The sequence below is a fragment of the Amycolatopsis sp. N2S4-7 genome (genome assembly GCF_058119595.1).
The window spans coordinates 5,637,534-5,661,104 of sequence record NZ_CP172299.1; the positions used below are offsets into that span (position 1 = coordinate 5,637,534).

Annotated in this window: 21 protein-coding genes and 3 tRNA genes; 14 read left to right on the plus strand and 10 right to left on the minus strand. The window is 70.6% G+C overall.

Annotation, left to right across the window (positions count from 1 at the left end):
- Positions 1-34: 34 nt before the first annotated feature.
- The 4 genes from rpmG to ACH54P_RS26360 all read right to left on the minus strand — a co-directional run bounded on the left by rpmG (position 35) and on the right by ACH54P_RS26360 (position 3,252).
- Complete coding sequence (gene rpmG / locus ACH54P_RS26345) at positions 35-199, minus strand: 50S ribosomal protein L33 (protein ID WP_005152047.1); 165 nt, start codon at positions 197-199, stop codon at positions 35-37.
- 50 nt (positions 200-249) lie between these two features.
- Positions 250-322: transfer RNA gene (locus tag ACH54P_RS26350), tRNA-Met, on the minus strand.
- 128 nt (positions 323-450) lie between these two features.
- Positions 451-523: transfer RNA gene (locus tag ACH54P_RS26355), tRNA-Thr, on the minus strand.
- A gap of 80 nt (positions 524-603) precedes the next feature.
- Entirely contained in the window at positions 604-3,252 is a 2,649-nt protein-coding gene (locus ACH54P_RS26360) for a putative bifunctional diguanylate cyclase/phosphodiesterase (protein ID WP_489906028.1), read from the minus strand.
- Between the two features lie 239 nt (positions 3,253-3,491).
- Here ACH54P_RS26360 and ACH54P_RS26365 point away from each other — a divergent pair, with 239 nt between their 5' ends.
- The 4 genes from ACH54P_RS26365 (at position 3,492) to lon (ending at position 8,759) form a co-directional block, all read left to right on the plus strand.
- Positions 3,492-4,430, plus strand: coding sequence for a GNAT family N-acetyltransferase (locus ACH54P_RS26365; RefSeq protein ID WP_489906029.1), 939 nt, complete (start codon positions 3,492-3,494; stop codon positions 4,428-4,430).
- 72 nt (positions 4,431-4,502) lie between these two features.
- A complete protein-coding gene (locus ACH54P_RS26370) occupies positions 4,503-5,357 on the plus strand; it encodes an SAM-dependent methyltransferase (RefSeq protein ID WP_489906030.1) in 855 nt (284 codons plus the stop codon).
- Between the two features lie 53 nt (positions 5,358-5,410).
- The gene (locus ACH54P_RS26375; protein ID WP_489906031.1) at positions 5,411-6,256 is read left to right on the plus strand and encodes an SAM-dependent methyltransferase; all 846 of its coding nucleotides are present in this window, start codon (positions 5,411-5,413) and stop codon (positions 6,254-6,256) included.
- A gap of 100 nt (positions 6,257-6,356) precedes the next feature.
- The gene (gene lon, locus ACH54P_RS26380; protein WP_489906032.1) at positions 6,357-8,759 is read left to right on the plus strand and encodes an endopeptidase La; all 2,403 of its coding nucleotides are present in this window, start codon (positions 6,357-6,359) and stop codon (positions 8,757-8,759) included.
- Between the two features lie 149 nt (positions 8,760-8,908).
- Here the strand turns inward: lon and ACH54P_RS26385 are convergent.
- Positions 8,909-8,991 (minus strand) — tRNA-Tyr (locus ACH54P_RS26385).
- Between the two features lie 129 nt (positions 8,992-9,120).
- Here ACH54P_RS26385 and ACH54P_RS26390 point away from each other — a divergent pair.
- Positions 9,121-9,612, plus strand: coding sequence for a YajQ family cyclic di-GMP-binding protein (locus tag ACH54P_RS26390; protein WP_489906033.1), 492 nt, complete (start codon positions 9,121-9,123; stop codon positions 9,610-9,612).
- Positions 9,613-9,651: 39 nt separating this feature from the next.
- On the opposite strand, the gene ACH54P_RS26395 is transcribed toward ACH54P_RS26390, so the two are convergent.
- Complete coding sequence (locus tag ACH54P_RS26395; RefSeq protein ID WP_489906034.1) at positions 9,652-10,323, minus strand: hypothetical protein; 672 nt, start codon at positions 10,321-10,323, stop codon at positions 9,652-9,654.
- A gap of 198 nt (positions 10,324-10,521) precedes the next feature.
- Between ACH54P_RS26395 and ACH54P_RS26400 the strand changes: the two genes are divergently transcribed.
- The gene (locus tag ACH54P_RS26400; protein WP_489906035.1) at positions 10,522-11,661 is read left to right on the plus strand and encodes a sialidase family protein; all 1,140 of its coding nucleotides are present in this window, start codon (positions 10,522-10,524) and stop codon (positions 11,659-11,661) included.
- Positions 11,662-11,736: 75 nt separating this feature from the next.
- Entirely contained in the window at positions 11,737-12,618 is an 882-nt protein-coding gene (gene rfbA, locus ACH54P_RS26405; RefSeq protein ID WP_489906036.1) for a glucose-1-phosphate thymidylyltransferase RfbA, read from the plus strand.
- Here rfbA and ACH54P_RS26410 read toward each other — a convergent pair.
- Genes ACH54P_RS26410 through htpX form a run of 3 tightly spaced genes read right to left on the minus strand, consistent with a single transcriptional unit; the run spans position 12,615 to position 15,916 of the window.
- Complete coding sequence (locus ACH54P_RS26410; protein WP_489906037.1) at positions 12,615-13,925, minus strand: NtaA/DmoA family FMN-dependent monooxygenase; 1,311 nt, start codon at positions 13,923-13,925, stop codon at positions 12,615-12,617. The two genes, rfbA and ACH54P_RS26410, sit on opposite strands and share 4 nt — an antisense overlap.
- A 1-nt stretch (position 13,926) precedes the next feature.
- Positions 13,927-15,012, minus strand: a complete 1,086-nt coding sequence (locus ACH54P_RS26415; protein ID WP_489906038.1) for an LLM class flavin-dependent oxidoreductase — start codon at positions 15,010-15,012, stop codon at positions 13,927-13,929.
- A gap of 52 nt (positions 15,013-15,064) precedes the next feature.
- Positions 15,065-15,916 (minus strand): zinc metalloprotease HtpX, encoded by an 852-nt coding sequence (gene htpX / locus ACH54P_RS26420; protein ID WP_489906039.1) that lies wholly within the window; start codon positions 15,914-15,916, stop codon positions 15,065-15,067.
- A gap of 134 nt (positions 15,917-16,050) precedes the next feature.
- On the opposite strand from htpX, the gene ACH54P_RS26425 reads away from it, so the two are divergent.
- On the plus strand, positions 16,051-17,019 hold the full coding sequence (locus tag ACH54P_RS26425; RefSeq protein ID WP_489906040.1) for a YncE family protein: 969 nt from the start codon (positions 16,051-16,053) through the stop codon (positions 17,017-17,019).
- Positions 17,020-17,059: 40 nt separating this feature from the next.
- Positions 17,060-17,932, plus strand: coding sequence for an LLM class F420-dependent oxidoreductase (locus ACH54P_RS26430; RefSeq protein ID WP_489906041.1), 873 nt, complete (start codon positions 17,060-17,062; stop codon positions 17,930-17,932).
- 42 nt (positions 17,933-17,974) lie between these two features.
- Here ACH54P_RS26430 and ACH54P_RS26435 read toward each other — a convergent pair whose 3' ends face one another.
- A complete protein-coding gene (locus ACH54P_RS26435; RefSeq protein ID WP_489906042.1) occupies positions 17,975-18,343 on the minus strand; it encodes a YrdB family protein in 369 nt (122 codons plus the stop codon).
- Between the two features lie 197 nt (positions 18,344-18,540).
- Between ACH54P_RS26435 and ACH54P_RS26440 the strand changes: the two genes are divergently transcribed.
- From ACH54P_RS26440 to ACH54P_RS26460, 5 genes are read left to right on the plus strand one after another with little or no spacing between them, the layout of a single operon-like run.
- The gene (locus ACH54P_RS26440; protein WP_489906043.1) at positions 18,541-19,830 is read left to right on the plus strand and encodes a class I SAM-dependent methyltransferase; all 1,290 of its coding nucleotides are present in this window, start codon (positions 18,541-18,543) and stop codon (positions 19,828-19,830) included.
- A gap of 1 nt (position 19,831) precedes the next feature.
- Positions 19,832-20,626 carry a sugar phosphate nucleotidyltransferase gene (locus ACH54P_RS26445; RefSeq protein WP_489906044.1) on the plus strand — a complete coding sequence of 265 codons (795 nt, stop codon included), beginning with the start codon at positions 19,832-19,834 and terminating at the stop codon, positions 20,624-20,626.
- A complete protein-coding gene (locus tag ACH54P_RS26450) occupies positions 20,623-21,270 on the plus strand; it encodes a PIG-L deacetylase family protein (RefSeq protein ID WP_489906045.1) in 648 nt (215 codons plus the stop codon). Before ACH54P_RS26445 ends, ACH54P_RS26450 begins: the two co-directional genes overlap by 4 nt.
- Positions 21,271-21,275: 5 nt before the next feature.
- On the plus strand, positions 21,276-22,295 hold the full coding sequence (locus ACH54P_RS26455; protein ID WP_489906046.1) for an NAD-dependent epimerase/dehydratase family protein: 1,020 nt from the start codon (positions 21,276-21,278) through the stop codon (positions 22,293-22,295).
- Positions 22,295-23,569, plus strand: a complete 1,275-nt coding sequence (locus tag ACH54P_RS26460; RefSeq protein WP_489906047.1) for a DUF4910 domain-containing protein — start codon at positions 22,295-22,297, stop codon at positions 23,567-23,569. Before ACH54P_RS26455 ends, ACH54P_RS26460 begins: the two co-directional genes overlap by 1 nt.
- Positions 23,570-23,571: the final 2 nt, after the last annotated feature.

The following is a 23,571-nucleotide window of genomic DNA, read 5'->3' on the forward strand; positions in this document are numbered from 1 at the left end:
GGCGGCTTCTCGAAGCTGGTGAACGCGCTACGCGTCAGCGGGTTTCCTTGTGCGTCCGGTGCGTACCGCAGTTCGGGCAGAACTTCTTCATCTCCAGGCGATCCGGGTTGTTGCGCCGGTTCTTCTTGGTGATGTAGTTGCGGTGCTTGCACTCTTCGCACGCCAGCGTGATCTTGGGTCGCACGTCGGTGGCAGCCACAGCGTTTCCTTCTCTCTCAGGTCCCGGGGGCCAGCCCCGTCGTTACCGCGTAGCGGTGGCCGGACTTGAACCGGCGACACAGCGATTATGAGCCGCTTGCTCTGCCAACTGAGCTACACCGCCCTTACATGCCCAACCCCCGGGGTCCGGGGGCTTGCCCCCGGCGGGGGTTTGGGGGCTCGGCCCCCAAAAGGACACCGCGAAGCGAGCTAGGCTCGGGTTTTCCCCGAGCATAGCTCGCCCACTCGCGGAGCCCCTTTACGGAATCGAACCGTAGACCTTCTCCTTACCATGGAGACGCTCTGCCGACTGAGCTAAAGGGGCCTGGCCTCTCGCGAGGACTTGGAAAGATTACCAAGGCCCGTCACCCGGCCGTGCAACCGGGGTCCCGTTAGCACAAAACCTCAGGTCAGCAGGGTAAGCACGGTCTCGGAGTGGCGTCCCGGCGAACGCGCGGTGCGGGCCTGCAGCCACGCCTCCAGGCGGTCCTCCGGCAGCGGTCTCGAGATCAGGTAGCCCTGGGCGACGTCACAGCCCATCGCCTCGAGCTGGTCGCGCGCCACGTCCTCTTCGACGCCTTCCGCGACCACCGTCAGGCCGAGCGAGTGCCCGAGCTCGACGATCGAGCGGACGACGGCGAGGTCGCCGAGGTCGGTGCCCATGCCGAGGACGAAGCTCTTGTCGATCTTGACCTGGTCGACCGGCAGCTGCCGCAGGTAGGCCAGCGACGAGTACCCGGTGCCGAAGTCGTCCACGGCGAGGGTGATCCCCAGCGAGTGCAGCTCGCGCAGGATCGGCAGCGCCTTCTGCGGGTCGGACATCACGCCGGACTCGGTCAGCTCGAACGTCAGCAGCTCGGGCGGGATGCCGAAGCGCTCCAGCTCGCGGGCGACCTTGTTCGGGAAGTCCTCGTCGGCGAGGTTGCGCACCGAGAGGTTGACCGCCACCGAGATCCGCAGGCCCTCGTCGAGCCACTTGCGGCAGCGCTTCAGGGCCTCGCCGAGCACGAACGACGTCAGGACGCCGATCAGGCCGGCCGCTTCGATGGCCGGGACGAACTCGTCCGGGCCGAGCCTGCCGAACTCCGGGTGCACCCAGCGGACCAGTGCCTCGACGCCCTGCACCTGCCGGTTCGGCAGGGTGATCTTCGGCTGGTAGTGGACGCTGACCTGGCCGTCCTCGAGGGACTGCCGGAACTGCGTGACCATCTGGAAGCGGCGCAGGAAGATCTGGCCCATGCTCGGCACGTAGCCGCGGACCTCTTCGCCGCCCTTCGTGGCGCGGACGGCGACGTCGGCGCGCTGCAGCAGGCCTTCGATGTCGACGACGTCGCCGGGTTCGTCCGCGGACGTCGTCGCGTAGCCGATCATCGCGTTCGCCTCGACCGACAGCCGGTCCACCGGGTACGGCGCGGAAAGCTCTTCGCGCAGCCGTTCCGCCGCGTGGTGGGCGTCCTCGGGCGGGCAGCCGACGAGCAGCGCCGCGAAGGACGCGCCTTCGAGCCGGGCGAGCGGGACGTCGGGGCCGAGCGCGTCGCGGATGCGGCGGCCGGCGGCGATCACCATCCGGTCGGCCCAGGCGTAGCCGAGTGCGTCGCTGACCGTGGAGAAGACGTCGAGGTCGATCCGCAGCACCACGGCGTTGGCGAAGTCCCGCAACGGTTCCTTCGCCACCTGCCGGAAGCCCGGCCGGTTGAGGTGCCCGGTGAGCGGGTCGTGGTAGGCGTCGTGGCGCAGCGTCGCGAGCAGGCGCCGGTTGTCCAGCGACGTCGCGAGGTGGCTGGCCATCGTGCCGAGCAGCTGGACGTCGTACTTGCCGAAGCCGCGCCAGCGGGACAGCCGGTCGTGCGCCTCGACGACGCCGAGCAGCTGGTTCGCGCTGCGCAGCGGGACGACGAGCGCCTCCTGCGCGCCGCGGTCGAGCAGCGCCGCGCGGACGTCGGGATTGGCCTCGGTGATCCGGAAGTGCCGGACGTGCGCGCCGGGCAGCCGCAGCAGCGGGTCGTCGGCGGCCGGGTCGGCGGGCGGCAGGTCGTCGCCCGCGACGACGACGCGCATGGTGTCCTTCGGTTCGAGCCGCAGCCGGAGCACGACGCGGCCCGCCGCGAGCTGGTCCTTGATGCGCTCGGCGATGGTGGCCCACTCGCGGACGTCGACCCCGCCGACGAGCTCGTCCGCGCGGCTGGCCGGGCGCGCCGCGGCCTGCTGGCCCGACCGCGCCACCATCAGGCTGACGTCGGAGAGCGCTTCCATGTCCCGCTGCTCGCGCAGCAGGTCGGAGTAGGCCCAGTACAACGCGGTGAGGCCGAGGAAGACGGCGAGCACCAGCGGCCACGCCTTGGGCGTGTTGGAGATGACGAGGTAGCCCGACAGGCCGACGGACGCGTTGACGAAGCCGACAACCAGGATCCGCGCGGTGAGCCGGACGGCGGTGCTGACCCGCATGCGGCGGCGCAGGACGCGGACCGCGGCCAGCGCGAGCAGCGTGCTCACCAGCGGCGCGGTCAGGGTGCCGGCGAGCGCGGCGACCCACGGGATCTTGTCGCCGACGCCGGCACCGACGGCGTACTTCACGAGCCCGGCGACCGCGAAGGCGCCGGTGATCTCGAGCAGGAACGCGCCGGCGTTGTAAAGGACGCGGCCGGCGACCTTCCGCGCGAGCAGCGTGCCGATGCCGGCGACGAGGTGGGCGACCAGCACGACTTCGAACGGCGCGATGAAGAACCCGATGACGAGCGGGATCTCGGTGAAGGAGATGGTCCACGAGATGCCGCTGCGGACGTCGACGTTGATCCCGAGCTGCTCGGCGAGCAGGAAGGCGACCGCGAGCACCGGGCCGATCCACAGCAGCCTGCTGTCCCAGTGGAACGGCAGCCACGAGCCGACGGCGAACGCGGCGACGAGCCCGAGGCTCAGGACGGCGAAGGTGTAGACGCGGAACCGGCGTTCGTCGGTGCGGGCCTCGGCGGAGGCGGGCTGGGGTGGTGTTCCGGAAGCGGCTCCGGGCCCGGGCTGCGCCTGCGCGACGGCGTCGCCGTGGGTGGTGTCCGGCATCCGACCTTCCTTCCCGGCTTGCCCACCGGTCGATGATCCGTGACTTCGGGTGTGGACAGGGGCCATACCGTACCCCGGAGGGCGTACCCGTGTCCCTTTCGAGACAGTAGGAGATCACCCCAGGGTTAACAATGCCTCGATGGCGCTGACCTGCGTGGACCAAGGGGTGAAACATCAGGTGTCCCGGGCCGGAGTGGTTCTCTACGCACGAGGGTCCGGGTAGCGCTTGAATGTGCCTCATGCACAGCGATGTGATTGCCACCGAACACGCGGCACGGCTCGCGGCGGTGGATCCCCTCCTCCCCGGCTCAACCCCCTTCGAGGCGGCCGAAAACGCCGTGGTCCTGGAGGTCGCGACGGGTGACTCCGCCGCCTCCGGGCTGGCCTCCCGCGTCCAGGTCGACCGCGACGCCCCGAACGCGCCGTGGCGCGCGCTGACCGAGCACCGGCTCGACCTCCAGCTCGCCGGCCCGCAGCCGGCGGCCGCGCTCGACGCCCTCCTCACCCGATGGGATGAACATCTGCGCGCGGTCGCCGAACGGGGCGACACGGAGACCGCGGCGGTCGTCCCCCGCGCCAGCCGGGACGCCGCCGGCGCGCGCGAAATGCTGCACCACGGCTTCGCCCCGCTGCGGGTGGTCGCGGTCCGGCCCGCCGAGCGGCTCGTCCAGGTGGGCCCGCGCGGCACGCCCGGCGTCAAGATCCGGCGGGCCGAGCCCGGTGACCTCGAAACGGCTGTCGCGCTCGGGCTGGAGCTGCACTCCTACGACGCCCAGTACGGCACGGTCAACCTGCGCAAGGGCGTCGAGGACATCATGGCCAAGGACCTGGCCGAGCAGCTGAACCGCCCGGAGCCGCCGCTGTGGATCGCCGAGCTGTACGGCCGTCCGCTCGGCATGGTGAACGTCCAGCACCCGGGCGAGACCGGCTGGATCAGCGACCGCGTCGCCGCGTCCCGCGTCGGCTACCTGTCGTCACTGGCCGTCGCGGAAGCCGCGCGGTCGTCCGGTGTCGGCACGGCGCTGGCGGCCCACGCGCACCACGTCCTCGACGAGGAAGGCGCCGACGTCGTCCTCCTGCACCACGCGGCGGCGAACCCGCTGTCCACGCCGTTCTGGTACGCGCAGGGGTACCGCCCGCTGTGGACGTACTGGCAGCGTCGACCAGCCGTTCGGTGAACCTCTGGAGGATTACCGTCGGTGCCCGGTCCTTATAGGCTGGCCCCGAACCGTGAGGGAGGGGGAGCCGAAGTGACCGAGCAGCGGGATTCCGCGCCGAGAGCGCCCGAAGGCGTCGATACGGAGAAGCCGTCCGCGGCCCGGATCTACGACTGGTACCTGGGCGGCACGCAGAACTGGGCCGTGGACCGCGAGTTCGGCAGGCGCATGGAGCAGCAGTGGCCGCTGGTGCGCCCCGGCTCGAAGCAGAACCGCGAGTTCATGAACCGCGCGGTGCGGGCGGCGCTGCGGGCCGGGATCCGGCAGTTCATCGACCTCGGCTCCGGCGTCCCGACGGCCGGCAACGTGCACGAGGTCGTCGAGGCCGAGCTGCCCGACGAGCACGACGCGACGGTCGTCTACGTCGACTACGAGCCGGTCGCCGTCGCCCACGCGACGCTGATCCTGGAAGAGGGCGCGGCGACCGACTGGGCCGGCATCGTCCAGGCCGACATGCGCGACGCGAAAGCCGTGCTGCGCGCCGAAGAGACGCGCCGGCTCATCGACTTCTCGAAGCCGGTCTGCCTGATGATGATGGCGGTGCTGCACTTCGTCGGACCGGACGACGACCCCGAAGGCCTGCTGGCGGCGTACCGGGACGCGCTCGCGCCGGGCAGCTGGCTGGCGATCTCGCAGATGAGCGAAGGCGACGGGACGGGCGAGGCGCTCGAGGGGCTGCGCTGGTTCGTCGAGCAGTACCGCAAGACGAGCAACCCGGTCTGGCTGCGCAACCGCGAGGAGATCGAGCCGCTGTTCGGCGACTGGAAGCTGATGGAGCCGGGCATCGTGCACCTGCCGGACTGGCGGCCCGACCGGAAGCTGAACGCCCTGGAGGCCGAGGCCCGGCCGTTCGCGTGGTGCGGCATCGCGGAGAAACCCGGCGCATGAGCCCGGGGAACGCGGGGGCGCGAGGCGCCTCCGCTGAGGGTGGCGGTGGGGGCATGGGAGGAGCGCCGATCGCCCCGGCCGGGGTGGACACCGACAAGCCGTCCGCGGCGCGCGTCTACGACTGGTACCTCGGCGGGACGCACCACTGGGCGGTCGACCGCGAGTTCGGCCGGCGCGTGGAGAAGGTGTGGCCGCTGATCCGGCCGATCTCACGGCAGAACCGGGCCTTCATGAACCGCGTGGTCTCGGCGGCGATGGACGCCGGCGTCCGCCAGTTCGTCGACCTCGGCTCCGGCGTGCCGACGGCGGGGAACGTCCACGAGATCGTCCGCGACCGGCTGCCCCCCGGTGAGCGGGCGTCGGTGGTCTACGTGGACTACGAGCCGGTCGCGGCGGCGCATTCGCGGCTGATCCTGGAGCGCGAAGGCGCGACGGCGTGGGCCGGCCTGGTCGAGCAGGACATCCGCCGCCCGGCCGCGATCTTCAAGGACCCGGTGACGTCGTCGCTCATCGACTGGTCGCGCCCGGTGTGCCTGCTGATGATCACGGTGATGCACTTCATCGGCCCGTCCGACAACCCGGACGGCCTGATGGCGACCTACCGGTCGAAGCTCGCGCCGGGCAGCTGGCTGGCGCTGACCCACGGCACCTGCCGCGACGACGCACCGCCCGACCGCGCGGCGGAGGTGCGCCGGTTCATCGAGGCGTACCAGGCGACGTCGAACCCGGCCTGGCTGCGGTCGGCGGACGACCTGCTCCCCTGGTTCGGCGGCTGGCCGCTGCTCCCGCCGGGGATGACGTCGTTGCCGGACTGGCGTCCCGAAACCCCTCCGACGCCGATCGACACGGAGACGCGCCCCTTCGCGTGGTGCGCCGTCGCCCGGCGTCCAGCGCTCTGACCTGCGCTTTCACTGATCGCTGTGGGCGAACGCACTCCTGGAAACAAACACACCCATCGGAGAGTTGAGCTAGGCAGACTCAACTACACGAGGAGTGCACATGTCCGACACCCGCCTCCTGCCCGTGCTCCCGCTCGATGACGACGTCGTGCTGCCGGGCATGGTCGTCCCGCTCGACCTGACCGACGCCGAGACCCGGGCAGCGGTGGAGTCCGCCCAGGCCAAGACGCCGAGCCAGGCGTCCTTCCCCGGCATCCGGTCGACCGCGGCCAGCAAGGCCGAGGTCCTCATCGTCCCGCGCGTCCACGGCGAGTACGCCGAGTTCGGCACCGTCGCGACGGTCGAGCGCATCGGCCGCGTGCCCGGTGGCAAGGCCGCCGTCCTGCTGCGCGGCACGACCCGCGCGCTCGTCGGCCGGATCGCCGACGGCCCCGGCGCGGCCCGCTGGGTGCACGCCGAGGACGCCCCCGAGACCACGGACGACCAGACCGCCAAGCTCGCGGCCGAGTACAAGGCCGTCGTCATCTCGATCCTCCAGCAGCGCGGCGGCTGGCAGCTGATCGACGCCGTCCAGCAGGTCGAAGACGCTTCCGCGATCGCCGACCTGTCCGGCAACGCGCCGTACCTGAGCACCGAGCAGAAGCTCGAGCTGCTGTCGACCCTGGACGTCACCGCGCGCCTGGAGAAGTCGCTCGAGTGGAGCAAGGAGTACCTCGCCGAGCTCGAGGTCACCGACACCATCCGCAAGGACGTCGCCGAGGGCATGGAGAAGCAGCAGAAGGAGTTCCTGCTGCGCCGCCAGCTCGAGGCCATCCGCAAGGAGCTCGGCGAACTCGACGGCACCGCGCAGGACGACGACTACCGCGCCCGCGTCGAAGCGGCCGAGCTGCCCGACGCCGTGAAGAAGGCCGCGCTGGCCGAGGTGGACAAGCTGGACCGCACGTCCGAGCAGTCCCCCGAAGGCGGCTGGATCCGCACGTGGCTGGACACCGTCCTGGAGCTGCCCTGGAACGAGCGCACCGAGGACAGCTACGACATCGCCGCGGCGCGGGCCGTCCTGGACGCCGACCACGCCGGCCTCGACGACGTCAAGGAACGCATCATCGAGTACCTGGCCGTGCGCAAGCGCCGCGCGGAATCGGGCCTCGGCCCGGTCGGCGGACGGCGTTCCGGCGCCGTGCTCGCCCTCGCCGGTCCTCCCGGGGTCGGCAAGACGTCGCTGGGTGAGTCCGTCGCGAAGGCCATGGGCCGCAAGTTCGTGCGGGTCGCGTTGGGCGGCATCCGCGACGAGGCGGAGATCCGCGGTCACCGCCGCACCTACGTCGGCGCGTTGCCCGGCCGGATCGTCCGCGCCATCAAGGAAGCCGGTTCGATGAACCCGGTCGTGCTGCTCGACGAGATCGACAAGGTGGGCGCCGACTACCGCGGTGACCCGACCGCGGCGCTGCTCGAAGTGCTGGACCCCGAGCAGAACCACACGTTCCGCGACCACTACCTCGAGGTCGAGCTGGACCTGTCCGACGTCGTGTTCCTGGCGACCGCCAACGCGCTGGAGACCATCCCCGGCCCGCTGCTGGACCGCATGGAGCTCGTCACGCTGGACGGCTACACCGAGCACGAGAAGGTCACCATCGCCCGCGACCACCTGCTCCCGCGGGAGCTGGAGCGCGCCGGGCTGGCCGCTTCGGACGTCGTGCTGACGGACGCCGCGTTCAGCCGGATCGCGGCCGAGTACACCCGCGAGGCGGGCGTGCGCGACGCGAACCGGACGATCGCCAAGGTGCTGCGGAAGATCGCGACCAAGGTGGCGCTGGACGAGGTTTCGCTGCCGCTCACGGTGGACGCCGATTCCCTGGAGGCCTACCTCGGCCGCCCGCGGCACCTGCCGGAGTCGTCGCTCCCGGCGTCGACCCAGCGCACGGCGACCCCCGGCGTGGCGACGGGCCTGGCGGTGACCGGTGCGGGCGGTGACGTGCTCTACATCGAGGCGTCGCTGGCGGACAAGGAGTCCGGCGCGTCCGGGCTGCAGCTGACCGGCCAGCTCGGCGACGTGATGAAGGAGTCGGTGCAGATCGCGCTGTCCTACCTGCGGTCGCACGGCGCGGAGCTGGAGCTGCCGGTGGGCGACCTGCGCGAGCGGGGCATCCACGTCCACGTCCCGGCGGGCGCGGTCCCGAAGGACGGACCGTCGGCGGGCATCACGATGACGACGGCGCTGGCGTCGCTGCTTTCGGGCCGGGTGGTCCGGGCGGACGTGGCGATGACCGGCGAGGTGTCGCTGATGGGCCGCGTCCTCCCGATCGGCGGCGTCAAGCAGAAGCTGCTGGCGGCCCACCGGGCAGGCATGAAGACGGTGATCATCCCCCAGCGCAACGAGCCGGACCTCGACGACGTCCCGGCCGAGGTGCTGGCCCAGCTGGACGTCCACGCGGTGGCGAACGTCCGCGAGGTCCTCGACCTCGCCCTGACCCCGGCTTCAACGCCGGTTTCCCAGGCGGCGTAACCCCGAGCGCCGCCACAACGGCCGGTTTCCCTCTCCCCCAAGGGAAACCGGCCGTTCCCCTATGCCGGTTCTCCGAATTGGGGGGCTGAGTCACCGCACACGCGAAGAGGCCCCGTGACCGAGGTGGTCACGGGGCCTCTTCGCGAGGGTGGCGGGTGAGGGATTCGAACCCCCGTAGGCGTAAGCCAACTGGTTTACAGCCAGTCCCCTTTGGCCACTCGGGTAACCCGCCATGACCGGTCGTACCGGCCGGGGAGAAGCTTACCCAAGGGGGTCGAGCGGGGGTCAACCGGGATACCCGTCCCCCGGTGGGGGCTAGGCTGGGTGGCCCCTGACAAGCGAGTACGAGGTGTGAGGACACGTGGCGGATCCCTCTTTCGACGTCGTGAGCAAGGTCGACCGCCAGGAGGTGGACAACGCCCTGAACCAGGCAGCCAAGGAGCTCGGAACGCGATTCGACTTCCGCGGCACCGGCACGACGATCAGCTGGGCCGGCGAGGAGGCGATCACGATCGAGTCCGAGACCGAGGAGCGCGCCCTGGCCGCGGTCGAGGTGTTCAAGGAGAAGCTGATCAAGCGCAGCATCTCCCTGAAGGCCTTCGAGGCGGACGAGCCGGCCCTGTCCGGCAAGAGCTACAAGATCTCGGGCAAGATCCTCCAGGGCATCGCGTCGGACAAGGCGAAGCAGATCGCCAAGTTCATCCGCGACGAAGGCCCCAAGGGTGTCCAGGCCCAGATCCAGGGCGACCAGCTTCGGGTGTCGGGCAAGAAGAAGGACCAGCTGCAGGAGGTCATCGCCCTGCTGAAGGGCAAGGACTTCGAGATCGCGCTGCAGTTCACCAACTACCGGTGAACCGCCGATCCGCGGGCGCCCGGCCGGGGCGTCCGCGGGTCAGGACGGCGTGATCGTCCAGCTGCCTTCCCAGTCCTCCACCCGCACGTACGCCGGCCCCACCAGGTCCACCGTGCGCTGCTGGTCGCCGATCTCGTTCACCAGCAGGTCGACGCTGGCATCCGCCGTTACCCACAGCGCCACGTGGCCGGAGCCCTTCGCCGTGAACTCCGCGTGGCTCACGCCCGGTGGCACCCGGAACACCGCGTCGCCCTTTCCGGATGTCGCTGCGCCCGGTGCCAGCGACTGCAAGCTGCGGAAATCCGCCACCGTCGCCGTCCAGGGGGCGTCCGCCTTGACGGAAATCTTCGTCACCGGGCGGTCGAACTCCGAGATGTTGAACCACGCCGTTCCGTGGTACTTGCCGATCGCGTTGACCAGCAGGCCGTCCGAGCCGTCGGTTTCGACGAACACGTTCGACGCGCACTTCGGGCAGTCGAACGTCACGAACGCCGGCTGGTCGGGCGGCCAGCTCGTCACGAACTCGCCGTTGCCCGTGCCCGTGTGCGTCTCCGAAGGCACCTCGCGCGGCGGCGCGGGCACGGAGGACGTCGGCGGCGCCGGCACCCCGGACGAAGCCGCGACGATCACGCCGTAGCCGGTGCCGGCGGGCGCGCACGCCACCGTCAGGGCCACCGCGGCCACCAGTACGGCGGCCAGCCGGAAGTTCATCGTTCCCCCTCGGGGCCACCACGGGCCCTCTCGGAATCTTTCGGTGCTCTTTGCCGGAGCGTTACCGTAGCCGTGGGTGATCGACCACCCGAAAGCGCAGAGCAAACCCCTCGAACGCGCGAATGCCCCGTGTGACTGTCCACGGAGGACCCGCGTCGCGTGTTGTAATCGCGCGGTCACCGCGTGGAGAGGGTCAGGATGCGCCGCTTGCTCGCCTTGGTGCTGTCACTCGCCGTGGTCGGCTCGACCGTGACGCCCGCGAGCGCCGCCGAGCGGACGCAGCTCCTGCCCGGCTACGGCTCCTACGCGCGCCTGATCCGGCTCGAACACTCGGTCGTCGGACGCGGGCGCATCATCGCGTCGCTGACCAGCGAAGACTCCGACGGCAAGTTCACGCCGATCATGGAGAGCACCGACGAGGGCGAGACGTTCCACCGGATCGGCGAGATCCGCGACCCCGACGGCCGCTACGGCATGTGCTGCGGCACCGTCTACGAACTGCCGCAGCGCGTCGGCAGGCTGCGCGCGGGCACGCTGCTCTGGGCCGCGTCGTACCGGCAGGACGCCGGGCCGCAGCGCCGCGTCGGGATCCGGATCTGGGCGAGCAAGGACGGCGGCCGCTCGTGGTCGTTCCTGTCCGAGGCCGCCCGGTCGCACAACATCGACGGCATCTGGGAGCCCGAGTTCACCGTCGACGCCGGCGGCACGCTGTGGCTGCACTACGCCGACGAGACACAGGCGCCGAAGTACGCCCAGGTGCTCAACCGCGTCGCCTCGACCGACGGGGTCGAGTGGGGCACCAAGCAGCTCACCGTGGCGATCCCGCCGGACCGGGTCCGGCCGGGCATGCCGATCATCCGGCGGCTGCCCGACGGCCGCTACTACTTCGCCTACGAGATCTGCAACTTCGGCGACCGCTACTGCGACCCGTACTTCAAGATCTCGCCCGACGGCGCCAACTGGGGCGACCCGGCCGACCCCGGCACCCGGGTCGTCACCGCGAACGGCAACTACTTCCAGCACGCCCAGACCATCACGCTGTTCCCCGGCGGCCCGAACGGCGTGCGGCTCGTCATGGTCGGGCAGATCTACACCGACGCGAAGGGCCGGCCGCAGCCGAACAACGGCCAGGTGCTGCTGGCGAACGACGACTTCGGCAACGGCAACTGGTACGAGCTGCCCGCTCCCGTGCACATCACCGGCATCTACAACAACTTCTGCCCCAACTACTCCTCGACGCTCCTGCCGGTCGACGACGGCAGGAACGTCCTGGAGATCGCCACCGAGTGGCTCGACGGCCGCTGCGCCGCCTACTTCGGCAAGGGGCCGGCCTTCTAGCGCTTCCCGATCGGGCCCCCAGTCCCCAGCCCGTAGGGTGGGCGGGGTTCGTGGTCGCGACGAGGGAGGCAGTCAATGAGGGGCATCGTGCTGGCCGGAGGCAGCGGGACACGCCTGCACCCGATCACCCAGGCGGTGTCGAAGCAGCTCCTCCCGGTCTACGACAAGCCGATGGTCTACTACCCGATCTCGGTGCTGATGCTGGCCGGGATCCGCGAAATCCTCGTCATCTCCACCCCCGCCGACCTGCCGAACTTCCGCAAGCTGCTCGGCAACGGCGAGCAGTTCGGCGTCTCGTTCTCCTATGCCGAGCAGCCCAGCCCGAACGGACTGGCCGAGGCGTTCGTGATCGGCGCGGACTTCATCGGCGACGACGACGTGGCGCTCGTGCTCGGCGACAACATCTTCTACGGCCAGGGCTTCTCCAGCCGGCTGCAGCAGGCCGTCCGCGAGCTGGACGGCTGCGTCCTGTTCGGCTACCCGGTCAAGGATCCCGAGCGCTACGGCGTCGGCGAGGTCGGCCCGGACGGCAAGCTCGTCTCCATCGAAGAGAAGCCCGAGAAGCCGCGCTCGAACAAGGCGATCACCGGGCTGTACTTCTACGACAACCAGGTCGTCGACATCTCCCGCTCGCTGAAGCCGTCGGCGCGTGGCGAGCTCGAGATCACCGACGTCAACCTCACCTACGTGCGCCAGGACCGCGCGACGCTCGTCGAGCTCAGCCGCGGGTTCGCCTGGCTCGACACCGGCACGCACGACTCGCTGCTCGAGGCCGGGCAGTTCGTGCAGGTGCTGGAGCACCGGACCGGCGTGCGCATCGCGTGCCTCGAGGAGATCGCGCTGCGCATGGGCTTCATCGACGCCGACGAGTGCTACGCGCTGGGCGCGAAGCTGGCGAAGTCCGGCTACGGCGACTACGTCAAGGCAGTCGCCGTAGCGGCGGGAGCTTCGGCCTAGAAGAGCTGCTCGCGCAGCGTCGTCCCGGTGTACTCGGTGCGGAACACGCCGCGTTCCTGCAGGTGGGGGACGACTTTTTCGACGAACTCGTCGAGCCCGCCCGGCGTCAGGTGCGGCACGAGCACGAAGCCGTCGGCCGCGTCCGACTGGACGTAGTCGTCGATCGTCGCGGCGACCGTCGACGGCGTGCCGACGAACTGCTGGCGGGCGGTGACCTCGATCACGAGCTCGCGGATGGACAGCTTCTTCTCCTCCGCGATCGCCCGCCACTTGCGCGCGACGGCGAGCGGGTCCTTCTCGTGGCGGACGCGGCCCCAGGTCAGCGGCTCGGCGTCCGGGTCGGGGTCGACCTCCGGCAGCGGCCCGTCGACGTCGTAGTCCGACAGGTCACGGCTCCAGACCTGCTCGAGGAACTGGATCGCGGTCGCCGGCCGCACCTGCTGGAGCCGGATCTCGCGGGCGCGCTCCTCGGCTTCGGCGTCGGTGTCGCCGAGGACGAACGTCGCGGCCGGCATGATCAGCAGCTCGTCGTGCTCGCGGCCGTACGCGGCCAGGCGGCGCTTGACGTCGTGGAAGAACGCCTGGCCGTCTTCGAGCGTGCCGTGCCTGCTGAAGATGACGTCGGCAGACTTCGCGGCGAATTCGCGCCCCTCGTCGGAGTCGCCGGCCTGGATGACGATCGGCTGCCCCTGCGGGGTCCGCGGCAGCGTGAACTCGCCGTGGATGGCGAACTGCGGTCCATTGTGGACGAACTTGCCGGGGTCGCGCGCGAAGACGCCGTTCTCCTTGTCCCCCACCAGGGTGCCGGGCCGCCAGCTGTCCCACAGCTCACGCACGGTGGTCAGGAACTCCTCGGCGCGCGCGTACCGGTCCTCGCGCTTGAGGAAGCCGCCGCGGCGGAAGTTCTGGCCGGTGAAGGCGTCCGGCGACGTCACGACGTTCCACGCCGCGCGCCCGCCGGAGAGGTGGTCGATGGTGGCGACCTGCCGGGCCACCTCGTAGGGCTCGTTGAACGTCGACGACAGCGTCCCGGCCAGGCCGAGGTGCGTCGTGACGGCCGACAGCGCGGCCAGCACCGTGGTCGTGTTGGGCCGTCCGACGACGTCGGAGTCGAGGATCTTGCCCGCGTGCTCGCGCAGCCGCAGGCCTTCGGCGAGGAAGAGGAAGTCGAACTTGCCGCGCTCGGCGGTGCGGGCGAGGTGCTCGAAGGAGGCGAAGTCGATCTGGCTGCCCGACGCCGGGTCGCTCCACACCGTCGTGTTGTTGACGCCGGGGAAGTGCGCGGCGAGCTTGATCTGCTTGGTCATGTCACGCCCCCTGGTACTGGTTGGCGGCTACGCCGAGGCCGAGGTGCTCGCGCAGCGTCGTGCCGTCATAGCCGTCCCGGAACGCCCCGGCGGCGCGCAGCGCCGGGACGACCTCGCCCGCGAGCAGGTCGAGGTCGTCGGGCAGGACGGCGGGCCGCAGGTGGAACCCCGCGACCCCGGTGGCCTCGGCCCAGCGCGGCAGCTCGGCGGCCAGCTGGGCGGGGGTGCCGACGAAGGCGAGCCCGGCGGGCTCGAACGGCGTCAGCGTGTCGAGGTGGCGCTGCCGGTCGCGGGCGGCCTGCTCGGTCTCGGCCAGCACGATCGACACCGTCGCGAGCACCTTCGCGGCGGGGAACCGGGCGGCCGCGGCGCGGACCGCGTCGAGGTGGTCCGCCCTGGTCACCACGACCTCGGCGCCGACCGCGTGCAGTGCGTCGCCGTAGACGGCGGTCACCGGGTGCCCCTGCGGCGGTCGCGGGGTGATCGACGGGCCCTTCACGCTGAAGAAGCGTCCCTCGAAGTCGACGTAGTGCAGCTTGTCCCGGTCGATGAACCGGCCGGTGGCCGCGTCGCGGATGATCGCGTCGTCCTCCCAGCTGTCCCACAGCCGGGTGATGACGTCGAGGACCTCGGCCGTCTCGGCGTCGCCGTCCTCCGGCGAAGGAGCCGGGCGACGGCCGAAGTGGGCGGCCTCGGCGTCGGTCAGGGACGGCACCGCGAGCACGCCGGCGCGACCGCGGCTCGCGTAGTCCAGGGTCGCGACCGACGTCGACACGTGGAACGGCTCGGTGTGCGTCGTGGTGACGGTCGGGACCAGGCCGATCCGGCTGGTCGACGGCGCGATCGCGGACAGCGTCAGCAGCGCGTCGAGGCGCCCGCGGACGACCTCCTCGCCGCCGGACTGCAGCGCCAGCGAGTCGTCGAGGGTGACGAAGTCGAGCGAAGCCGCTTCGGCCTGCTTCGCGTAGTTGAGGTAGTGGCCGGAGGTGAACAACGCGGCGGGCTCGACCGCGGAGACACGCCACGCGGCCGGGTGGTACCCGGCCCCGTCGATGGCGACGCCCAGGTGCAGCTCTGCGGAGACCATGCCTGCGCAACTTCCGCCGGGCGATCCGGATTCCCGCTCCCACCAGCTGGGATCAGAACGGGCGGCGGGCCATTTCCTCGAGCCGGGCGATGCGGTCGGCGATCGGCGGGTGGGTCGAGAAGAGCTTGCTCAGGCCCTCGCCCGGGCGGAACGGGTTCGCGATCATCAGGTGCGACTGCGAGACCAGCTGCGGCTCGGCCACCAGCGGGCGGGCGCGCGTCCCCGCGTCCAGCTTCCGCAGCGCCGAAGCCAGGCCCAGCGGGTCACCGGTCAGCTCCGCGCCGGACGCGTCGGCCTGGTACTCCCGCGACCGGCTGACGCCCATCCGGATGACCGCCGCCGCGATCGGGCCGACGAAGACCAGCATCAGGCTGACCAGCGGGCTGCCGTCGCGGTTGTTGCCGCCGAAGAACAGGGCGATGTTCGCGAGCACGCTGATCACGCTGGCCAGTGCCCCGGCGACGCACGAAATCAGGATGTCGCGGTTGTAGACGTGGGAAAGTTCGTGGCCGAGCACGGCCCGCAGCTCGCGCTCGTCCAGCAGGTCGAGGATGCCGGTGGTGCAGCAGACGGCCGCGTGGCGCGGGCTGCGGCCGGTCGCGAACGCGTTCGGCGCGACGGTCGGGCTGAGGTAGAGCTGCGGCATCGGCTGGCGGGCGACCTGGGCGAGCTCGCGCACGATCCGGTACATCGCGGGCTGCTCGACCTCGGACACCGGTCGCGCGTGCATCGCCCGCAGCGCCAGCTTGTCCGAGTTGAAGTAGGCGTACGCGTTCATCCCCAGCGCGATGACCAGGCCGATGACCAGGGCACCGCGGCCGAAGAGCCCGCTGATCGCGATGATGATCGCCGACAGCAGGCCGAGCAGCAATGCCGTCTTCAACCCGTTCTGGTGCCCGTGCACGCGCGCTCGCCTCCGTCCGCTCTTCAGGTGGGTTACCCAGTGGAAACAACGCGATCGGGGGACGCGAAGTTCCTTCACGTGATCATCGCGCGGGTTACGCTCGGAAGGCGAGTCGATCACGAGCGGAGGCGCCGATGCAAGGTCGCCAGCTACGCCGGCGGACCCTGTTCGCGCTGGTGACGGCCGGTGCCGGGGCCCTGGCCCTGCCCGGGGTCGCGCGCGCCGCGGACGTCCGGTCGATCGACGTCGGCGGGTCCCCCTCCGCGATCGCGGTGAACCCCGTCACGGGGCTCGGGTACGTCACGGATCCGCAGGCCGGGACCGTTTCCGTCCTCGACCCGCGCAGCGCCTCGGTCGCCGAGGTGATCCGCGTCGGCGGGGAGCCCGGCGGCATCGCCGTCGACGCGAAGGCCGGCCGGATCTACGTCGCGAACCCGCCGGCGGGCACCGTCGTGGTGCTGGACGGGCGGTCCCACGACCTGGTGAGCGTGATCGGCGCGGGCGCCGGCGCGTCCGCGCTGGCGGTCGACGAGCAGGCCAACCGCGTCTACGCGGTCAGCGGCGCCACCGGCACCCTCGCCGTGCTCGACGGCGTGAGCTGCACGCTGGCGGCGCTCGTGCCGGGCCCGAAGCCGGGTCTCGGCGGGATCGCCGTCGACCCCGGCCGCAAGCTGACCTACTGCGCCGGCACGGCCACGGACTCGGTCGAGGTGTTCTCGATCGACACCGGGAAGTTCGTCGCCTCGGTGCCGGTCGGGCACAACCCCACCGCCGTCGCCGTGCACCACGCGAGCGGCGCGGTGTACGTCGCGAACTCCGGCATCCACCACATGTCCATTGTGGACGGCGCGACGCGCACCGAGCGCAAGACCGTGCTGCTGCGCAGCGAATCGTCCGCGCTGGCCGTGCACCAGGGCACGAACACCGTCTACACCAACGGCGGGCAGAACGGGCTGAGCCGGATCGACGGCACGGCCGGCACGCTGTCCGGCGAGCTGTCGCTGGGCGTCAACCCCGGCGACGTCGCCGTCGACCAGCGCACGCGCGCGGTGTACGTCACGGATCCCTTGCACGGCAGGGTTTCCGTGATCCGCGATTTCTGACCGGGCAGCTGGGGCAACTCCAGGTATACGGTCGGAAGTTATGAAACTCGGACTGCAGATCCCCGACTTCACCTGGCCGAACGGGGCGTCCGCACTGGGCGCCGACCTGGCCGCCGTCGTCCGCACCGCCGACGCCGCGGGCTTCGACTCCATCGCCGTGATGGACCACTTCTTCCAGATCGGCGGGGTCGGCCCCGTCGAAAACGACATGCTCGAGGCGTACACGACCCTCGGCTTCATCGCGGCGCACACCGAGCGCGCCAAGCTGCTGACCGTCGTCACCGGCGTCCTCTACCGGCACCCCGGCCTGCTGGCCAAGGCGATCACGACGCTGGACGTGCTGTCCGGCGGCCGCGCGATCCTCGGCATCGGCGCGGGCTGGAACGAGGAGGAGTCCCGCGGGCTGGGCTTCCCCTTCCCGCCCGTCGCCGAACGGTTCGAGCTGCTGGAGGAGAACCTCCAGTACGTGCTCCAGATGTGGGCCGACGGCGACGCGCCGTTCAAGAGCAAGCACTTCGACGCCGCGCGGCTGCTCAACGTGCCGCAGGCGCTCCAGAAGCCGCGTCCGTTGATCATGATCGGCGGCGGTGGTGAGAAGAAGACGCTCAAGTTCGTCGCGAAGTACGCCGACGCGTGCAACCTGTTCAACAGCCCGGACCTGGAGCACAAGCTCGACGTGCTCAGGCAGCACTGCGAGAACGAGGGCCGCGACTACGACTCGATCACCAAGACCGTCTACCACATCCTCGACATCGGGGAAGACGGCTCGAAGGCCGGCGAGCTGCTGACCGAGCTGGAGCGGCTGAACGGGCTCGGCATCCAGGTCGCCCTCGGCATGGTGCCGCACGTCCACAACCCGGCGGTCCTCGAGAAGTTCGGCACCGACGTCATCCCCGCCGCCGACAAGTTCTGACCTGCGGTTCCCGGAGGCCTTCCCGCCGACGGCGGGGAGGCCTCAGCCGTCTTTGGCGAACCGCCTGGTCAGCGCCGCGACGCCGATGCCGGCGACGGCCAGCACGATCCCCGCGACCAGCCAGCCCACCAGCGCGAGCACCACGCCGGTCACCGCGAAGAGCACGAACTCCACGAGGAAGCGGGCCGGTTCCGGGAGGCGGCGGCGGGCCCGCGGGGCGATGAACGTCCCCCAGAGCGCGGCCGCCGCCGCGGGCAGCAAGATCGCGTACACGATGTTCAGCGCCGGCCCGCCGCCGAGGTGGGCCCCCGCCACCGCCAGGCCGGCCAGCAGCACCAGCTCGGTCAGGAAGCGGACCGTCAGCACCACACCCGCGACCCCGCTCAGGCGGGGAGTCGGCTCCGAAGTCATCGGACCAGCCTAGGGCCCACGTCCACTGTGGACGTTACGGATCCGGGAGAGCACTGTCCGTGATCCGCACCACACGCTGTCGTGATGTTGCGGTTATGAATCGGTCCACGAGGCCGCCCCGCGTCGGTGTAACGACCTTCCGGCGCCGGTCGACGTGTCTAACGCAGATCGCGACCGCGAGCCAAGGAGCCTGGTAGATGACCACATGTCGACTCTGCGGTTCGACAAACACGGCCAGTGTCGTGGACCTCGGCGCGACTCCCCCGTGTGAGCGATTCTTGACGGCCGAGCAGCTCGACGAGCCGGAAGCCACCTTCCCGCTCCACCTGAAGGTCTGCACCGACTGCTGGCTCGCCCAGATCCCGCCGCTGATCGACCCCGACGACACCTTCACCGAGTACGCGTACTTCTCGTCCTTCTCGACGTCGTGGGTCGAGCACGCGAAGCGGTTCGTCGACGGCGCGGTCGACCGGCTCGGGCTCGGCGAGAAGTCGTTCGTCGTGGAGGTCGCCAGCAACGACGGTTACCTGCTCAAGCACGTCGTCGGGCACGGCATCCGGTGTCTGGGCGTGGAACCTTCGGTGAACGTCGGGCAGGCGGCGCGCGACGCCGGCGTGCCCACCCTGACGGCGTTCCTCTCCGAGGAAACCGGCCTTCGCGTGCGCGAAGAGCACGGACCGGCCGACCTCGTGGCCGCGAACAACGTCTACGCGCACATCCCCGACGTCCTCGGCTTCACCAAGGGCCTGCGCGCCCTCGTCGCCGACGACGGCTGGGTCTCCATCGAGGTCCAGCACCTGCTCACGCTGATCGAGGAGAACCAGTACGACACGATCTACCACGAGCACTTCCAGTACTACACGGTCGAATCCGCGCGCCGGGCCCTCGCGACCGGCGGGCTGACCGTGGTCGACGTCGAACTGCTGCCGACGCACGGCGGGTCGATCCGGCTGTGGGCGCGCCCGGCCGAGGCTTTCCGGGGGTTCCGGGCGGCGGAGCCCCCGGCCCGGGGCGGAGCCCCGGTTGTCACAGCGGGCGAACCCAGCGAGCGGATGACGGACGTCCTGGAGCGTGAAAAGGCCGCCGGGCTGCACGAGCTGTCCGGGTACACCGAGTTCGCCGAGCGCGTCACCCGCGTGCGGCTGGACCTGCTGAAGTTCCTCATCGAGGCGCGGGGCGACGGCAAGACCGTCGTCGGCTACGGCGCCCCGGGCAAGGGCAACACCCTGCTGAACCACTGCGGCATCCGGACCGACTTGCTGCAGTACACGGTCGACCGCAATCCGTACAAGCACGGCCGGTTCACCCCGGGCACGCGCATCCCGGTGCTGCCGCCGGAGCGGATCGAAGCGGACCGGCCCGACTACGTGCTCGTCCTCCCGTGGAACCTCCGGGAGGAACTGACCGAACAGCTGTCGTTCGTGGGTGCCTGGGGCGGAAAGCTCGTGTTCCCCATTCCCCGCCTGGAAATCGTCGAGGTGTCGTGAAGTGAAGGTCGTTCTCTTCTGCGGTGGTTACGGGATGCGGATGCGCAACGGCGCCGCGGACGACGTCCCGAAGCCGATGGCGATGGTCGGTCCGAGACCGCTCATCTGGCACGTGATGCGGTACTACGCGCATTTCGGCCACACCGAATTCATCCTGTGCCTCGGCTACGGCGCGGCGCACATCAAGAACTTCTTCCTGAGCTACGAGGAAACGGCGTCGAACGACTTCATCCTCCGGAACGGGAAGCCGGAGCTGCTGTCGACCGACATCGCGGACTGGACGATCACCTTCGTGCAGACCGGGATCGAGTCGCCGATCGGTGAGCGGCTCCGCCGCGTGCGCGACTACCTCGACGGCGACGAAATGTTCCTCGCGAATTACGCCGACGTCCTTTCCGACGTCCCGCTGCCCGACATGATCGAGCGGTTCTCGAACTCCGACGCGGGCGCGTCGATGATGGTCGTCCCGCCGCAGTCGTCGTTCCACTGCGTGGAAATGGACGAAGGCGGCAGGGTCGGCTCGATCACCGCGGTGAGCGAAATGCCGCTGTGGGAGAACGGCGGGTACTTCGTGCTGCGGCAGGAAGTGTTCGAGCACATCCCCGAGAACGGCGACCTGGTCGCCGACGGCTGCGGCGAGCTCGCCAAGCGCGGCCGCCTGCTGGCCTACCCGTACCGCGGGTTCTGGAAGCCGACCGACACGGTGAAGGAGCGGGCGGCGCTGGACGACGCCTACACCCACGGTCGTCGGCCGTGGGCGCTCTGGGAGCACCTGCCCGCGGTGAGCACGGCGTGATCGGGCTCCGGCCGGGACGGCTCGGCGGCGTCGTGGCCCTCGGCGCGCACTGCGACGACATCGCGATCGGCGCCGGCGGCACGCTGCTCACGCTGTGCGCGTCGCGGCCGGGGCTGAAGGTCGACGCGCTGGTCCTGTCCGGGGGCGGCACGCCGCGCGAGGACGAGGAGCGGGCGGCGCTCGCGGCGTTCTGCCCGGGCGCCGAGCTCGACGTCACGGTGCTGAAACTGCCGGACGGGCGGTTCCCGGCGCACTGGGAAGAAGCCAAGAACGCCCTCGAGGACCTGCGGCGGCGGACCGATCCGGACCTCATCCTGGCGCCGCGCACCGACGACGCCCACCAGGACCACCGCGGGCTCGCGAAGCTGGTGCCGACGACGTTCCGCGACCACCTCGCGCTGGGCTACGAGATCGTCAAGTGGGACGGCGACCTCGGCGCCCCCTCGGTCTACCAGCCGCTCGACGACGACGTCGCCGAAGAGAAGGTCCGGCTGCTGCAGGAGCACTACGCGTCGCAGCGGCACCGCGCGTGGTACGACCGCGAGGCCTTCCTCGGGCTGGCGCGGATCCGCGGCATCGAAGCCGCCGCGAAGTACGCCGAAGCGTTTTTCGCCAAGAAACTCACTCTCGACCTGAAGGGTTGAATCCGATGCGGGTGTTGCTGACGGGGCACAAGGGCTACCTGGGGACGGTGATGGCTCCGGTGCTCGCCGCCGCCGGCCACGAGGTCGTCGGCCTCGACTCCGGGCTGTTCGAGGACTGCCTGCTCGGACCCGCGCCGACCGACCCGGCCGGGCACGTCGTCGACCTCCGGGACGTCTCCGCGTCCCACGTCGCCGGCGTCGACGCGGTGATCCACCTGGCCGCGCTGTCGAACGACCCGCTGGGCTCGCTCGCGCCGGAGCTGACCTACGACATCAACCACCACGCGTCGGTGAAGCTCGCGAAGCTGGCGAAGGACGCCGGCGTCCAGCGGTTCCTGTACGCGTCGACCTGCTCGGTGTACGGCGCGGGCGGCGACAACCTCGTCGACGAGGACGCGCCGCTGCGGCCGGTGACGCCGTACGCCGAGTCGAAGGTGCGCGTCGAGGCCGACGTCCACGAGCTCGCCGACGACGACTTCACCCCGGTCTACATGCGCAACGCGACCGCGTTCGGCTACTCGCCCCGGCTGCGCGGCGACATCGTGCTGAACAACCTGACCGCGCACGCGCACCTGTCCGGCGAGGTGCTGGTGCTCTCCGACGGCACGCCGTGGCGGCCGCTGGTGCACGCCCAGGACATCGCGCGCGCGTTCGCCGCCGCGCTGACCGCGCCCAAGGAGGCCGTGCACAACAAGGCGTTCAACATCGGCACCGAGGACAACAACGTCACCGTCGCCGAGATCGCCCAGGAAGTCGTCGAGGCCGTGCCGGGCTCGACGCTGAACATCACCGGCGAAGCGGGCGCCGACCCGCGGTCCTACCGCGTCGACTTCTCGCGCTTCCGCGCGGCGATCCCCGGGTTCACCTGCGAGTGGTCGGTCAAGGACGGCGCCGTCGAGCTCATCGAGGCCTACCGCAAGTTCGGGCTGACCCGGGAGTCGTTCGAGCAGCTGTTCACCAGGCTGGCCTGGCTGCGCAGCGAGGGCGAAGCGGGCCGCGTCGACGACACCCTGCGGCGGGCGTAGTGGCGGGCCCGCAGCTGCGGACGGGGGCGGAGCTGCACGCCCTGGTCGAGCGGCTGTACCCGATCTGCCGCAGCATCACCGGCGACGGTGTGCGGCAGACCCTGGACATCATCGGCGAACACATCGCGCTCGAGCGGCACGAAGTCCCGACGGGCACGGCCGTGCTGGACTGGACGATCCCGCAGGAGTGGAACATCCGGGACGCGTACGTCGCGTCTCCGTCGGGCGAGCGGGTCATCGACTTCCAGGAGTCGAACCTGCACGTCGTCGGGTACAGCGTCCCGGTGTCGCGGCGGATGCCGCTGAGCGAGCTGCGGGAGCACCTGCACACGCTGCCGGACCAGCCGTCGTGGGTGCCCTACCGGACCAGCTACTACGCCCCGGCCTGGGGATTCTGCCTCGCGCAGGAGAAGCTCGACGCGCTGCCCGACGGCGAGTACGACGTCGTCATCGACTCGACCCTGGAAGACGGCTCGCTCACCTACGGCGAACACGTCGTCCCCGGCCGCGTCACCGACGAGGTCATCGTCTCCTGCCACGTCTGCCACCCGTCGCTGGCCAACGACAACCTCGCCGGCATCGCGGTGGCGATCTCGCTGGCGCAGCAGCTGGTTGATCCCTATTACACGTACCGGTTCCTGTTCATGCCGGGCACGATCGGCTCGATCACCTGGCTGGCCCGCAACGCCTCGCGGATCGAGAAGGTTCGCCATGGGCTCGTGCTGGCCTGCGCGGGCGACCCGGGCGCGTTGACGTACAAGAAGTCCCGCCGCGGCGACGCCGAGATCGACCGGGTCGTGCAGCACGTGCTGCGGTCGCGCGAACACCGCGTTGTCGACTTCTCGCCGTATGGCTATGACGAGCGCCAGTTCTGCTCGCCGGGCTTCAACCTGGGCGTCGGCTCGCTGACGCGGACGCCGTACGCGGGCTACCCCGAGTACCACACCTCCGCCGACAACCCGGGTTTCGTCTCGCCGGCGGCCATGGAGGACACGCTCGGTGCCCTTCGCGACGCGTTCGGCGTCCTGGACCGCAACCGCCGGTACGTCAACCTCAGCCCGTACGGCGAGCCGCAGCTCGGCAAGCGCGGGCTGTACGACTCGCTCGGCGGCCGCAGCGACGCCAAGCAGGCCCAGATGGCGATGCTGTGGGTGCTCAACCTCTCCGACGGCGACCACAGCCTCCTGGACATCGCCGAGCGCGCCGGGCTCCCCTTCGACATCGTCGACGTCGCGGCGCGTGCCCTGCACGACGCCGGCCTGGTCAAGGAGTGAGC

What these genes read in the sequence shown, in the direction of transcription:
- ACH54P_RS26375 (WP_489906031.1), top strand. Translation starts at nt 5,411, where the DNA reads ATGGGAGGAGCGCCGATCGCCCCGGCCGGGGTGGACACCGACAAGCCG.
- ACH54P_RS26365 (WP_489906029.1), top strand. Translation starts at nt 3,492, where the DNA reads ATGCACAGCGATGTGATTGCCACCGAACACGCGGCACGGCTCGCGGCG.
- ACH54P_RS26410 (WP_489906037.1), bottom strand. Translation starts at nt 13,925, where the DNA reads ATGACCAAGCAGATCAAGCTCGCCGCGCACTTCCCCGGCGTCAACAAC.
- ACH54P_RS26415 (WP_489906038.1), bottom strand. Translation starts at nt 15,012, where the DNA reads ATGGTCTCCGCAGAGCTGCACCTGGGCGTCGCCATCGACGGGGCCGGG.
- ACH54P_RS26430 (WP_489906041.1), top strand. Translation starts at nt 17,060, where the DNA reads ATGAAACTCGGACTGCAGATCCCCGACTTCACCTGGCCGAACGGGGCG.
- rfbA (WP_489906036.1), top strand. Translation starts at nt 11,737, where the DNA reads ATGAGGGGCATCGTGCTGGCCGGAGGCAGCGGGACACGCCTGCACCCG.
- ACH54P_RS26425 (WP_489906040.1), top strand. Translation starts at nt 16,051, where the DNA reads ATGCAAGGTCGCCAGCTACGCCGGCGGACCCTGTTCGCGCTGGTGACG.
- ACH54P_RS26400 (WP_489906035.1), top strand. Translation starts at nt 10,522, where the DNA reads ATGCGCCGCTTGCTCGCCTTGGTGCTGTCACTCGCCGTGGTCGGCTCG.
- ACH54P_RS26360 (WP_489906028.1), bottom strand. Translation starts at nt 3,252, where the DNA reads ATGCCGGACACCACCCACGGCGACGCCGTCGCGCAGGCGCAGCCCGGG.
- ACH54P_RS26440 (WP_489906043.1), top strand. Translation starts at nt 18,541, where the DNA reads ATGACCACATGTCGACTCTGCGGTTCGACAAACACGGCCAGTGTCGTG.
- ACH54P_RS26395 (WP_489906034.1), bottom strand. Translation starts at nt 10,323, where the DNA reads ATGAACTTCCGGCTGGCCGCCGTACTGGTGGCCGCGGTGGCCCTGACG.
- ACH54P_RS26455 (WP_489906046.1), top strand. Translation starts at nt 21,276, where the DNA reads ATGCGGGTGTTGCTGACGGGGCACAAGGGCTACCTGGGGACGGTGATG.
- ACH54P_RS26435 (WP_489906042.1), bottom strand. Translation starts at nt 18,343, where the DNA reads ATGACTTCGGAGCCGACTCCCCGCCTGAGCGGGGTCGCGGGTGTGGTG.
- lon (WP_489906032.1), top strand. Translation starts at nt 6,357, where the DNA reads ATGTCCGACACCCGCCTCCTGCCCGTGCTCCCGCTCGATGACGACGTC.